Below are 14,429 nucleotides of genomic sequence, written 5' to 3'. Positions count from 1 at the left end.
GGGTCTTGGTGAAGAAAATCCGTGTTTTGGTCGTTGATGACTCCGCGTTGGTTCGAAGTTTGCTCTCTGAAATCGTCAATCGTCAGATGGACATGGAGTGTGTTGGTGTTGCTAACGATCCGTTGATGGCGCGGGAGATGATTCGAGAATTGAGCCCAGATGTCATTACTCTTGATATCGAAATGCCGCGTATGGATGGGCTTGATTTCTTGGCGCGGTTGATGCGTTTACGGCCAACTCCCGTGGTGATGATTTCTACGCTGACTGAGCATGGTGCAGAGGCAACAATGAGGGCGCTGGAGTTGGGGGCTGTTGACTTTGTGTCAAAGCCTAGGATCGGGGTTGTTGATGGCCTCAGTGATTTGTCTGATCAAATTGTTGAGAAGGTGCGTGTTGCGGCAAAGGCCAATGTACGCCGCGCAGCGACTGTATCGCCAAGTGATGGTGCTGTGTTGCGTGAGCGTGTTTCCGTCATTCCACCTACTGTTGCAACAAGAAACAGCTTTTCTACTGAAAAGTTGGTCTTTATTGGTGCTTCCACAGGGGGGACTGAAGCGATCAAGGAGATTTTGATTCGGTTGCCTGCTGATTTTCCTGCGGTGTTGGTTACGCAGCACATGCCGCCAGGCTTTACCAAAACGTTTGCAGCGCGTTTGAATGGACTAAGTAAACTTGCTGTGCAAGAGGCTGTCAATGGCGAAAGGCTGTTGCCAGGACATGCTTATATAGCGCCAGGAGGACTGCAGTTTCGTGTTGATCGGAGCGGTGCTAACTACCTCGCTGTCGTGGAGGACGGTGAGCCGGTCAATCGCCACAAGCCATCAGTTGAAGTACTGTTTAAGTCAGCGGCTAAAATCGCTGGCCGCAACGCTTATGGTGTTTTGCTGACGGGGATGGGAAATGACGGGGCGAAGGCATTGCGGGAGATGAAGGATGCCGGGAGCTACAACTATGTCCAAGATGAGGCCTCGTGCATTGTGTTTGGCATGCCGAGGGAGGCCATTTTGCAGGGGGCTGCTGACGAAGTGTTGCCGCCGGCAGAGATTGCGCAGGCGCTCATCTCGAGAGTAAAAGCTAGTCCGGATCGTTATCGCGTCTAGTGAAAGTGCTGCGTTGGTTGGAGAAAAATTAAAACAAATATTTTTAAGAAAAACGCAAAAAAGCGTTGTAGAATACAAGGCTTCGCTGATCACGGCGAAGCAAAAAAAGAAAGTAGCGACAAGCTGCTTTTGAGATCATTAAAAACATACAGCCGATAAGCGTGGGCGTTTGAAGCGAGGGGCTCAAGTTCTTTGGAACTAAGTCTTAATTGGCTTACAAACGCTCATGAAGTAAAAAAGATGTGAAATTCAGAAATGAAGTTCACGTTGATTCCAATTTATGAGTTGTGCAGCAATGCACAAAAAATTCAAGATCGAACTATAGAGTTTGATCCTGGCTCAGATTGAACGCTGGCGGCATGCCTTACACATGCAAGTCGAACGGCAGCACGGGAGCAATCCTGGTGGCGAGTGGCGAACGGGTGAGTAATATATCGGAACGTGCCCAGTCGTGGGGGATAACGCAGCGAAAGCTGTGCTAATACCGCATACGATCCATGGATGAAAGCGGGGGATCGCAAGACCTCGCGCGATTGGAGCGGCCGATATCAGATTAGCTAGTTGGTGAGGTAAAGGCTCACCAAGGCGACGATCTGTAGCTGGTCTGAGAGGACGACCAGCCACACTGGAACTGAGACACGGTCCAGACTCCTACGGGAGGCAGCAGTGGGGAATTTTGGACAATGGGCGCAAGCCTGATCCAGCAATGCCGCGTGCAGGATGAAGGCCTTCGGGTTGTAAACTGCTTTTGTACGGAGCGAAAAGGCTTCTCCTAATACGAGGGGCTCATGACGGTACCGTAAGAATAAGCACCGGCTAACTACGTGCCAGCAGCCGCGGTAATACGTAGGGTGCGAGCGTTAATCGGAATTACTGGGCGTAAAGCGTGCGCAGGCGGTTTTGTAAGACAGATGTGAAATCCCCGGGCTCAACCTGGGACCTGCATTTGTGACTGCAAGGCTAGAGTACGGTAGAGGGGGATGGAATTCCGCGTGTAGCAGTGAAATGCGTAGATATGCGGAGGAACACCGATGGCGAAGGCAATCCCCTGGACCTGTACTGACGCTCATGCACGAAAGCGTGGGGAGCAAACAGGATTAGATACCCTGGTAGTCCACGCCCTAAACGATGTCAACTGGTTGTTGGGTCTTTACTGACTCAGTAACGAAGCTAACGCGTGAAGTTGACCGCCTGGGGAGTACGGCCGCAAGGTTGAAACTCAAAGGAATTGACGGGGACCCGCACAAGCGGTGGATGATGTGGTTTAATTCGATGCAACGCGAAAAACCTTACCCACCTTTGACATGTACGGAACCCTTTAGAGATAGAGGGGTGCTCGAAAGAGAGCCGTAACACAGGTGCTGCATGGCTGTCGTCAGCTCGTGTCGTGAGATGTTGGGTTAAGTCCCGCAACGAGCGCAACCCTTGTCATTAGTTGCTACATTTAGTTGGGCACTCTAATGAGACTGCCGGTGACAAGCCGGAGGAAGGTGGGGATGACGTCAAGTCCTCATGGCCCTTATAGGTGGGGCTACACACGTCATACAATGGCTGGTACAAAGGGTTGCCAACCCGCGAGGGGGAGCTAATCCCATAAAGCCAGTCGTAGTCCGGATCGTAGTCTGCAACTCGACTACGTGAAGTCGGAATCGCTAGTAATCGTGGATCAGAATGTCACGGTGAATACGTTCCCGGGTCTTGTACACACCGCCCGTCACACCATGGGAGCGGGTTCTGCCAGAAGTAGTTAGCTTAACCGCAAGGAGGGCGATTACCACGGCAGGGTTCGTGACTGGGGTGAAGTCGTAACAAGGTAGCCGTATCGGAAGGTGCGGCTGGATCACCTCCTTTCTGGAAACATTTAGCTTCTCAAATTGAACGCTCACACTTATCGGTTGTTGGAAGGTTGTCGCTGACGACTGCGGTGAATAACCATGGTCCCAAGTGACCGACTTGGGTCTGTAGCTCAGTTGGTTAGAGCACCGTCTTGATAAGGCGGGGGTCGTTGGTTCGAGACCAACCAGACCCACCAATGTCGAAGGGTTCGGTTAACCGGGTTGTCCAACGATATTCTGGCTTGGGGGGTGTAGCTCAGCTGGGAGAGCGGCTGCTTTGCAAGCAGTAGGTAGCGGGTTCGAGTCCTGTCACCTCCACCAACATTTTTAATGGTTCTTATTTGCTGTGTGTTTATTCAACACTAAAGTTACTTTGAGTATGATTGCTCGAGGTAATTTTAGTGTTGATCAAGATAGCTTGATCAACATAGACTGACCCTTTGGGGTTGGTGGCTGTTCTTTAACAATTTATAGAGTTTAATCAGCGTTACTAGCGGAAAGTGCACATTCGTAAAGGTTTCGTGCATACCGTGCCGCTAGTGACAAATTTTGATTGCGTCAAAATGAATATCAGACTTCACGTTTGAAATTCGAGTTATTCAAGTTAAATTGAATACGGCATAACGCGACAGGTGAGAGACCTGTCAAACATTCCTTGATAAAACGATGGTGTTTCGCAAGAAAGATCAAAGTTATAGGGTCAAGTGAATAAGAGCATGTGGTGGATGCCTTGGCAATGATAGGCGACGAAGGACGTGATAGCCTGCGATAAGCTTCGGGGAGCTGGCAAATGAGCTTTGATCCGGAGACTTCCGAATGGGGAAACCCACCTGCAAAGGTATCGCATGATGAATACATAGTCATGCGAGGCGAACCGGGTGAACTGAAACATCTCAGTAGCTCGAGGAAAAGACATCAACCGAGATTCCGAAAGTAGTGGCGAGCGAAATCGGAGAAGCCTGCAAGTGATAGCACAACTCTTAGCAAAACAGTCTGGAAAGTCTGGCCATAGCAGGTGATAGCCCTGTATGCGAAAAGAGATGTGTGGTACTGAGTTTGCGACAAGTAGGGCGGGACACGTGTAATCCTGTCTGAATATGGGGGGACCATCCTCCAAGGCTAAATACTCATCATTGACCGATAGTGAACTAGTACCGTGAGGGAAAGGCGAAAAGAACCCCGGGAGGGGAGTGAAATAGATCCTGAAACCGCATGCTTACAAAAAGTAGGAGCCCGCAAGGGTGACTGCGTACCTTTTGTATAATGGGTCAGCGACTTACATTCAGTGGCAAGGTTAACCGAATAGGGAAGCCGTAGAGAAATCGAGTCCGAATAGGGCGAATTAGTCGCTGGGTGTAGACCCGAAACCAAGTGATCTATCCATGGCCAGGATGAAGGTGCCGTAACAGGTACTGGAGGTCCGAACCGACTAGTGTTGCAAAACTAGCGGATGAGCTGTGGATAGGGGTGAAAGGCTAAACAAACTTGGAAATAGCTGGTTCTCTCCGAAAACTATTTAGGTAGTGCCTCAAGTATTACCGTTGGGGGTAGAGCACTGTTTTGGCTAGGGGGTCATGGCGACTTACCAAACCAATGCAAACTCCGAATACCGACGAGTACAGCTTGGGAGACAGAGCACCGGGTGCTAACGTCCGGACTCAAGAGGGAAACAACCCAGACCGCCAGCTAAGGTCCCTAAAATTGGCTAAGTGGGAAACGAAGTGGGAAGGCTAAAACAGTCAGGATGTTGGCTTAGAAGCAGCCATCATTTAAAGAAAGCGTAATAGCTCACTGATCGAGTCGTCCTGCGCGGAAGATGTAACGGGGCTAAGCCAGTTACCGAAGCTGCGGATGTGCAATTTATTGCACGTGGTAGGAGAGCGTTCTGTAAGCCTGTGAAGGTGCGTTGTAAAGCGTGCTGGAGGTATCAGAAGTGCGAATGCTGACATGAGTAGCGTTAAAGGGGGTGAAAAGCCCCCTCGCCGTAAGCGCAAGGTTTTCTACGCAACGTTCATCGGCGTAGAGTGAGTCGGCCCCTAAGGCGAGGCAGAGATGCGTAGTTGATGGGAAACAGGTCAATATTCCTGTACCGATGTGTAGTGCGATGTGGGGACGGAGAAGGTTAGCTCAGCCAACTGTTGGATATGTTGGTTCAAGCCTGTAGTCGTGCCTGGTAGGTAAATCCGCCGGGCTTAGATGAGGGGTGATAACGAGGCAGCTTGCTGCCGAAGTGAGTGATACCCTGCTTCCAGGAAAAGCCACTAAGCTTCAGCTACACACGACCGTACCGCAAACCGACACTGGTGCGCGAGATGAGTATTCTAAGGCGCTTGAGAGAACTCTGGAGAAGGAACTCGGCAAATTGACACCGTAACTTCGGAAGAAGGTGTGCCTTTAGTAGGTGAAGGGATTTACTCCTGGAGCCCAATGAGGTTGCAAAAAATCGGTGGCTGCGACTGTTTATTAAAAACACAGCACTCTGCAAACACGAAAGTGGACGTATAGGGTGTGACGCCTGCCCGGTGCTGGAAGATTAAATGATGGGGTGAGAGCTCTTGATTGAAGTCCCAGTAAACGGCGGCCGTAACTATAACGGTCCTAAGGTAGCGAAATTCCTTGTCGGGTAAGTTCCGACCTGCACGAATGGCGTAACGATGGCCACACTGTCTCCTCCAGAGACTCAGCGAAGTTGAAATGTTTGTGATGATGCAATCTCCCCGCGGAAAGACGGAAAGACCCCATGAACCTTTACTGTAGCTTTGTATTGGACTTTGAACAGATCTGTGTAGGATAGGTGGGAGGCTTTGAAGTAGGGTCGCTAGATTCTATGGAGCCAACGTTGAAATACCACCCTGGTGTGTTTGAGGTTCTAACCTAGGTCCCTTATCGGGATCGGGGACAGTGCATGGTAGGCAGTTTGACTGGGGCGGTCTCCTCCCAAAGCGTAACGGAGGAGTTCGAAGGTACGCTAGTTACGGTCGGACATCGTGACGATAGTGCAATGGCATAAGCGTGCTTAACTGCGAGACTGACAAGTCGAGCAGATGCGAAAGCAGGACATAGTGATCCGGTGGTTCTGTATGGAAGGGCCATCGCTCAACGGATAAAAGGTACTCTGGGGATAACAGGCTGATACCGCCCAAGAGTTCATATCGACGGCGGTGTTTGGCACCTCGATGTCGGCTCATCTCATCCTGGGGCTGTAGCCGGTCCCAAGGGTATGGCTGTTCGCCATTTAAAGAGGTACGTGAGCTGGGTTTAAAACGTCGTGAGACAGTTTGGTCCCTATCTTCCGTGGGCGCTGCAGATTTGAGGAAGCCTGCTCCTAGTACGAGAGGACCGGAGTGGACACACCTCTGGTGTATCGGTTGTCACGCCAGTGGCATTGCCGAGTAGCTATGTGTGGAAGAGATAACCGCTGAAAGCATCTAAGCGGGAAACTCGTTTCAAGATGAGATCTGCCGGGGCCTTGAGCCCCCTGAAGAGTCGTTCAAGACCAGGACGTTGATAGGTCGGGTGTGTAAGTGCAGCAATGCATTGAGCTAACCGATACTAATTGCTCGTGCGGCTTGACCCTATAACTTTGATTTGCCGACAACGCAATCAAGGAAGTTATGCCAAGTTGACGCATTCAAAATCCAGGTGGCAACACCTGGTGTCTAACAAGACAAAAGCTGATTAGCTCTATAAATTGATCCTATTGACACCAAAAACGTCAATAAGATAAAAAGTTTTGCCTGACGACCATAGCGAGGTGGCTCCACTCCTTCCCATCCCGAACAGGACAGTGAAACGCCTCTGCGCCAATGATAGTGCGGATTCCCGTGTGAAAGTAGGTCATCGTCAGGCTCCCAACGCCAGAAACGCCCAGTCTCTTGACTGGGCGTTTTTCTTAGAGATCATGAAGATTTTTAAGAAAAACGCAAAAAAGCGTTGTAGAATACAAGGCTTCGCTGATCACGGCGAAGCAAAAAAAGAAAGTAGCGACAAGCTGCTTTTGAGATCATTAAAAACATACAGCCGATAAGCGTGGGCGTTTGAAGCGAGGGGCTCAAGTTCTTTGGAACTAAGTCTTAATTGGCTTACAAACGCTCATGAAGTAAAAAAGATGTGAAATTCAGAAATGAAGTTCACGTTGATTCCAATTTATGAGTTGTGCAGCAATGCACAAAAAATTCAAGATCGAACTATAGAGTTTGATCCTGGCTCAGATTGAACGCTGGCGGCATGCCTTACACATGCAAGTCGAACGGCAGCACGGGAGCAATCCTGGTGGCGAGTGGCGAACGGGTGAGTAATATATCGGAACGTGCCCAGTCGTGGGGGATAACGCAGCGAAAGCTGTGCTAATACCGCATACGATCCATGGATGAAAGCGGGGGATCGCAAGACCTCGCGCGATTGGAGCGGCCGATATCAGATTAGCTAGTTGGTGAGGTAAAGGCTCACCAAGGCGACGATCTGTAGCTGGTCTGAGAGGACGACCAGCCACACTGGAACTGAGACACGGTCCAGACTCCTACGGGAGGCAGCAGTGGGGAATTTTGGACAATGGGCGCAAGCCTGATCCAGCAATGCCGCGTGCAGGATGAAGGCCTTCGGGTTGTAAACTGCTTTTGTACGGAGCGAAAAGGCTTCTCCTAATACGAGGGGCTCATGACGGTACCGTAAGAATAAGCACCGGCTAACTACGTGCCAGCAGCCGCGGTAATACGTAGGGTGCGAGCGTTAATCGGAATTACTGGGCGTAAAGCGTGCGCAGGCGGTTTTGTAAGACAGATGTGAAATCCCCGGGCTCAACCTGGGACCTGCATTTGTGACTGCAAGGCTAGAGTACGGTAGAGGGGGATGGAATTCCGCGTGTAGCAGTGAAATGCGTAGATATGCGGAGGAACACCGATGGCGAAGGCAATCCCCTGGACCTGTACTGACGCTCATGCACGAAAGCGTGGGGAGCAAACAGGATTAGATACCCTGGTAGTCCACGCCCTAAACGATGTCAACTGGTTGTTGGGTCTTTACTGACTCAGTAACGAAGCTAACGCGTGAAGTTGACCGCCTGGGGAGTACGGCCGCAAGGTTGAAACTCAAAGGAATTGACGGGGACCCGCACAAGCGGTGGATGATGTGGTTTAATTCGATGCAACGCGAAAAACCTTACCCACCTTTGACATGTACGGAACCCTTTAGAGATAGAGGGGTGCTCGAAAGAGAGCCGTAACACAGGTGCTGCATGGCTGTCGTCAGCTCGTGTCGTGAGATGTTGGGTTAAGTCCCGCAACGAGCGCAACCCTTGTCATTAGTTGCTACATTTAGTTGGGCACTCTAATGAGACTGCCGGTGACAAGCCGGAGGAAGGTGGGGATGACGTCAAGTCCTCATGGCCCTTATAGGTGGGGCTACACACGTCATACAATGGCTGGTACAAAGGGTTGCCAACCCGCGAGGGGGAGCTAATCCCATAAAGCCAGTCGTAGTCCGGATCGTAGTCTGCAACTCGACTACGTGAAGTCGGAATCGCTAGTAATCGTGGATCAGAATGTCACGGTGAATACGTTCCCGGGTCTTGTACACACCGCCCGTCACACCATGGGAGCGGGTTCTGCCAGAAGTAGTTAGCTTAACCGCAAGGAGGGCGATTACCACGGCAGGGTTCGTGACTGGGGTGAAGTCGTAACAAGGTAGCCGTATCGGAAGGTGCGGCTGGATCACCTCCTTTCTGGAAACATTTAGCTTCTCAAATTGAACGCTCACACTTATCGGTTGTTGGAAGGTTGTCGCTGACGACTGCGGTGAATAACCATGGTCCCAAGTGACCGACTTGGGTCTGTAGCTCAGTTGGTTAGAGCACCGTCTTGATAAGGCGGGGGTCGTTGGTTCGAGACCAACCAGACCCACCAATGTCGAAGGGTTCGGTTAACCGGGTTGTCCAACGATATTCTGGCTTGGGGGGTGTAGCTCAGCTGGGAGAGCGGCTGCTTTGCAAGCAGTAGGTAGCGGGTTCGAGTCCTGTCACCTCCACCAACATTTTTAATGGTTCTTATTTGCTGTGTGTTTATTCAACACTAAAGTTACTTTGAGTATGATTGCTCGAGGTAATTTTAGTGTTGATCAAGATAGCTTGATCAACATAGACTGACCCTTTGGGGTTGGTGGCTGTTCTTTAACAATTTATAGAGTTTAATCAGCGTTACTAGCGGAAAGTGCACATTCGTAAAGGTTTCGTGCATACCGTGCCGCTAGTGACAAATTTTGATTGCGTCAAAATGAATATCAGACTTCACGTTTGAAATTCGAGTTATTCAAGTTAAATTGAATACGGCATAACGCGACAGGTGAGAGACCTGTCAAACATTCCTTGATAAAACGATGGTGTTTCGCAAGAAAGATCAAAGTTATAGGGTCAAGTGAATAAGAGCATGTGGTGGATGCCTTGGCAATGATAGGCGACGAAGGACGTGATAGCCTGCGATAAGCTTCGGGGAGCTGGCAAATGAGCTTTGATCCGGAGACTTCCGAATGGGGAAACCCACCTGCAAAGGTATCGCATGATGAATACATAGTCATGCGAGGCGAACCGGGTGAACTGAAACATCTCAGTAGCTCGAGGAAAAGACATCAACCGAGATTCCGAAAGTAGTGGCGAGCGAAATCGGAGAAGCCTGCAAGTGATAGCACAACTCTTAGCAAAACAGTCTGGAAAGTCTGGCCATAGCAGGTGATAGCCCTGTATGCGAAAAGAGATGTGTGGTACTGAGTTTGCGACAAGTAGGGCGGGACACGTGTAATCCTGTCTGAATATGGGGGGACCATCCTCCAAGGCTAAATACTCATCATTGACCGATAGTGAACTAGTACCGTGAGGGAAAGGCGAAAAGAACCCCGGGAGGGGAGTGAAATAGATCCTGAAACCGCATGCTTACAAAAAGTAGGAGCCCGCAAGGGTGACTGCGTACCTTTTGTATAATGGGTCAGCGACTTACATTCAGTGGCAAGGTTAACCGAATAGGGAAGCCGTAGAGAAATCGAGTCCGAATAGGGCGAATTAGTCGCTGGGTGTAGACCCGAAACCAAGTGATCTATCCATGGCCAGGATGAAGGTGCCGTAACAGGTACTGGAGGTCCGAACCGACTAGTGTTGCAAAACTAGCGGATGAGCTGTGGATAGGGGTGAAAGGCTAAACAAACTTGGAAATAGCTGGTTCTCTCCGAAAACTATTTAGGTAGTGCCTCAAGTATTACCGTTGGGGGTAGAGCACTGTTTTGGCTAGGGGTCATGGCGACTTACCAAACCAATGCAAACTCCGAATACCGACGAGTACAGCTTGGGAGACAGAGCACCGGGTGCTAACGTCCGGACTCAAGAGGGAAACAACCCAGACCGCCAGCTAAGGTCCCTAAAATTGGCTAAGTGGGAAACGAAGTGGGAAGGCTAAAACAGTCAGGATGTTGGCTTAGAAGCAGCCATCATTTAAAGAAAGCGTAATAGCTCACTGATCGAGTCGTCCTGCGCGGAAGATGTAACGGGGCTAAGCCAGTTACCGAAGCTGCGGATGTGCAATTTATTGCACGTGGTAGGAGAGCGTTCTGTAAGCCTGTGAAGGTGCGTTGTAAAGCGTGCTGGAGGTATCAGAAGTGCGAATGCTGACATGAGTAGCGTTAAAGGGGGTGAAAAGCCCCCTCGCCGTAAGCGCAAGGTTTTCTACGCAACGTTCATCGGCGTAGAGTGAGTCGGCCCCTAAGGCGAGGCAGAGATGCGTAGTTGATGGGAAACAGGTCAATATTCCTGTACCGATGTGTAGTGCGATGTGGGGACGGAGAAGGTTAGCTCAGCCAACTGTTGGATATGTTGGTTCAAGCCTGTAGTCGTGCCTGGTAGGTAAATCCGCCGGGCTTAGATGAGGGGTGATAACGAGGCAGCTTGCTGCCGAAGTGAGTGATACCCTGCTTCCAGGAAAAGCCACTAAGCTTCAGCTACACACGACCGTACCGCAAACCGACACTGGTGCGCGAGATGAGTATTCTAAGGCGCTTGAGAGAACTCTGGAGAAGGAACTCGGCAAATTGACACCGTAACTTCGGAAGAAGGTGTGCCTTTAGTAGGTGAAGGGATTTACTCCTGGAGCCCAATGAGGTTGCAAAAAATCGGTGGCTGCGACTGTTTATTAAAAACACAGCACTCTGCAAACACGAAAGTGGACGTATAGGGTGTGACGCCTGCCCGGTGCTGGAAGATTAAATGATGGGGTGAGAGCTCTTGATTGAAGTCCCAGTAAACGGCGGCCGTAACTATAACGGTCCTAAGGTAGCGAAATTCCTTGTCGGGTAAGTTCCGACCTGCACGAATGGCGTAACGATGGCCACACTGTCTCCTCCAGAGACTCAGCGAAGTTGAAATGTTTGTGATGATGCAATCTCCCCGCGGAAAGACGGAAAGACCCCATGAACCTTTACTGTAGCTTTGTATTGGACTTTGAACAGATCTGTGTAGGATAGGTGGGAGGCTTTGAAGTAGGGTCGCTAGATTCTATGGAGCCAACGTTGAAATACCACCCTGGTGTGTTTGAGGTTCTAACCTAGGTCCCTTATCGGGATCGGGGACAGTGCATGGTAGGCAGTTTGACTGGGGCGGTCTCCTCCCAAAGCGTAACGGAGGAGTTCGAAGGTACGCTAGTTACGGTCGGACATCGTGACGATAGTGCAATGGCATAAGCGTGCTTAACTGCGAGACTGACAAGTCGAGCAGATGCGAAAGCAGGACATAGTGATCCGGTGGTTCTGTATGGAAGGGCCATCGCTCAACGGATAAAAGGTACTCTGGGGATAACAGGCTGATACCGCCCAAGAGTTCATATCGACGGCGGTGTTTGGCACCTCGATGTCGGCTCATCTCATCCTGGGGCTGTAGCCGGTCCCAAGGGTATGGCTGTTCGCCATTTAAAGAGGTACGTGAGCTGGGTTTAAAACGTCGTGAGACAGTTTGGTCCCTATCTTCCGTGGGCGCTGCAGATTTGAGGAAGCCTGCTCCTAGTACGAGAGGACCGGAGTGGACACACCTCTGGTGTATCGGTTGTCACGCCAGTGGCATTGCCGAGTAGCTATGTGTGGAAGAGATAACCGCTGAAAGCATCTAAGCGGGAAACTCGTTTCAAGATGAGATCTGCCGGGGCCTTGAGCCCCCTGAAGAGTCGTTCAAGACCAGGACGTTGATAGGTCGGGTGTGTAAGTGCAGCAATGCATTGAGCTAACCGATACTAATTGCTCGTGCGGCTTGACCCTATAACTTTGATTTGCCGACAACGCAATCAAGGAAGTTATGCCAAGTTGACGCATTCAAAATCCAGGTGGCAACACCTGGTGTCTAACAAGACAAAAGCTGATTAGCTCTATAAATTGATCCTATTGACACCAAAAACGTCAATAAGATAAAAAGTTTTGCCTGACGACCATAGCGAGGTGGCTCCACTCCTTCCCATCCCGAACAGGACAGTGAAACGCCTCTGCGCCAATGATAGTGCGGATTCCCGTGTGAAAGTAGGTCATCGTCAGGCTCCCAACGCCAGAAACGCCCAGTCTCTTGACTGGGCGTTTTTCTTAGAGATCATGAAGATTTTTAAGAAAAACGCAAAAAAGCGTTGTAGAATACAAGGCTTCGCTGATCACGGCGAAGCAAAAAAAGAAAGTAGCGACAAGCTGCTTTTGAGATCATTAAAAACATACAGCCGATAAGCGTGGGCGTTTGAAGCGAGGGGCTCAAGTTCTTTGGAACTAAGTCTTAATTGGCTTACAAACGCTCATGAAGTAAAAAAGATGTGAAATTCAGAAATGAAGTTCACGTTGATTCCAATTTATGAGTTGTGCAGCAATGCACAAAAAATTCAAGATCGAACTATAGAGTTTGATCCTGGCTCAGATTGAACGCTGGCGGCATGCCTTACACATGCAAGTCGAACGGCAGCACGGGAGCAATCCTGGTGGCGAGTGGCGAACGGGTGAGTAATATATCGGAACGTGCCCAGTCGTGGGGGATAACGCAGCGAAAGCTGTGCTAATACCGCATACGATCCATGGATGAAAGCGGGGGATCGCAAGACCTCGCGCGATTGGAGCGGCCGATATCAGATTAGCTAGTTGGTGAGGTAAAGGCTCACCAAGGCGACGATCTGTAGCTGGTCTGAGAGGACGACCAGCCACACTGGAACTGAGACACGGTCCAGACTCCTACGGGAGGCAGCAGTGGGGAATTTTGGACAATGGGCGCAAGCCTGATCCAGCAATGCCGCGTGCAGGATGAAGGCCTTCGGGTTGTAAACTGCTTTTGTACGGAGCGAAAAGGCTTCTCCTAATACGAGGGGCTCATGACGGTACCGTAAGAATAAGCACCGGCTAACTACGTGCCAGCAGCCGCGGTAATACGTAGGGTGCGAGCGTTAATCGGAATTACTGGGCGTAAAGCGTGCGCAGGCGGTTTTGTAAGACAGATGTGAAATCCCCGGGCTCAACCTGGGACCTGCATTTGTGACTGCAAGGCTAGAGTACGGTAGAGGGGGATGGAATTCCGCGTGTAGCAGTGAAATGCGTAGATATGCGGAGGAACACCGATGGCGAAGGCAATCCCCTGGACCTGTACTGACGCTCATGCACGAAAGCGTGGGGAGCAAACAGGATTAGATACCCTGGTAGTCCACGCCCTAAACGATGTCAACTGGTTGTTGGGTCTTTACTGACTCAGTAACGAAGCTAACGCGTGAAGTTGACCGCCTGGGGAGTACGGCCGCAAGGTTGAAACTCAAAGGAATTGACGGGGACCCGCACAAGCGGTGGATGATGTGGTTTAATTCGATGCAACGCGAAAAACCTTACCCACCTTTGACATGTACGGAACCCTTTAGAGATAGAGGGGTGCTCGAAAGAGAGCCGTAACACAGGTGCTGCATGGCTGTCGTCAGCTCGTGTCGTGAGATGTTGGGTTAAGTCCCGCAACGAGCGCAACCCTTGTCATTAGTTGCTACATTTAGTTGGGCACTCTAATGAGACTGCCGGTGACAAGCCGGAGGAAGGTGGGGATGACGTCAAGTCCTCATGGCCCTTATAGGTGGGGCTACACACGTCATACAATGGCTGGTACAAAGGGTTGCCAACCCGCGAGGGGGAGCTAATCCCATAAAGCCAGTCGTAGTCCGGATCGTAGTCTGCAACTCGACTACGTGAAGTCGGAATCGCTAGTAATCGTGGATCAGAATGTCACGGTGAATACGTTCCCGGGTCTTGTACACACCGCCCGTCACACCATGGGAGCGGGTTCTGCCAGAAGTAGTTAGCTTAACCGCAAGGAGGGCGATTACCACGGCAGGGTTCGTGACTGGGGTGAAGTCGTAACAAGGTAGCCGTATCGGAAGGTGCGGCTGGATCACCTCCTTTCTGGAAACATTTAGCTTCTCAAATTGAACGCTCACACTTATCGGTTGTTGGAAGGTTGTCGCTGACGACTGCG

At 50.5% G+C, this 14,429-nt stretch carries 1 protein-coding gene, 4 tRNA genes and 7 rRNA genes; all 12 read left to right on the top strand.

The window, feature by feature from the left end; translation table 11 throughout:
- Window positions 1-5: 5 nt before the first annotated feature.
- The 12 genes from RF819_RS20340 (at window position 6) to RF819_RS20285 (ending at window position 14,356) form a co-directional block, all read left to right on the top strand.
- On the top strand, window positions 6-1,100 hold the full coding sequence (locus tag RF819_RS20340; protein ID WP_078366617.1) for a protein-glutamate methylesterase/protein-glutamine glutaminase: 1,095 nt from the start codon (window positions 6-8) through the stop codon (window positions 1,098-1,100).
- Window positions 1,101-1,416: 316 nt separating this feature from the next.
- Window positions 1,417-2,951, top strand: a 16S ribosomal RNA gene (locus RF819_RS20335).
- 104 nt (window positions 2,952-3,055) lie between these two features.
- Window positions 3,056-3,132 (top strand) — tRNA-Ile (locus RF819_RS20330).
- Between the two features lie 48 nt (window positions 3,133-3,180).
- Window positions 3,181-3,256: transfer RNA gene (locus RF819_RS20325), tRNA-Ala, on the top strand.
- A 377-nt stretch (window positions 3,257-3,633) separates the two neighbouring features.
- Window positions 3,634-6,512 (top strand): 23S ribosomal RNA (locus RF819_RS20320).
- Window positions 6,513-6,671: 159 nt separating this feature from the next.
- Window positions 6,672-6,784, top strand: a 5S ribosomal RNA gene (gene rrf / locus RF819_RS20315).
- A gap of 335 nt (window positions 6,785-7,119) precedes the next feature.
- A 16S ribosomal RNA gene (locus RF819_RS20310) occupies window positions 7,120-8,654 on the top strand.
- A gap of 104 nt (window positions 8,655-8,758) precedes the next feature.
- Window positions 8,759-8,835 (top strand) — tRNA-Ile (locus RF819_RS20305).
- 48 nt (window positions 8,836-8,883) lie between these two features.
- Window positions 8,884-8,959 (top strand) — tRNA-Ala (locus RF819_RS20300).
- A 377-nt stretch (window positions 8,960-9,336) separates the two neighbouring features.
- Window positions 9,337-12,214 (top strand): 23S ribosomal RNA (locus RF819_RS20295).
- A gap of 159 nt (window positions 12,215-12,373) precedes the next feature.
- Window positions 12,374-12,486, top strand: a 5S ribosomal RNA gene (gene rrf / locus RF819_RS20290).
- A 335-nt stretch (window positions 12,487-12,821) separates the two neighbouring features.
- Window positions 12,822-14,356 (top strand): 16S ribosomal RNA (locus tag RF819_RS20285).
- Together the 16S, 23S and 5S rRNA genes with 4 tRNA genes alongside form the textbook arrangement of a ribosomal RNA operon.
- Window positions 14,357-14,429: the final 73 nt, after the last annotated feature.

The organism is Rhodoferax fermentans (assembly GCF_002017865.1).
GTDB classification, from domain to species: domain Bacteria; phylum Pseudomonadota; class Gammaproteobacteria; order Burkholderiales; family Burkholderiaceae_C; genus Rhodoferax; species Rhodoferax fermentans.
This window is presented reverse-complemented; position numbering and strand designations above follow the sequence as displayed.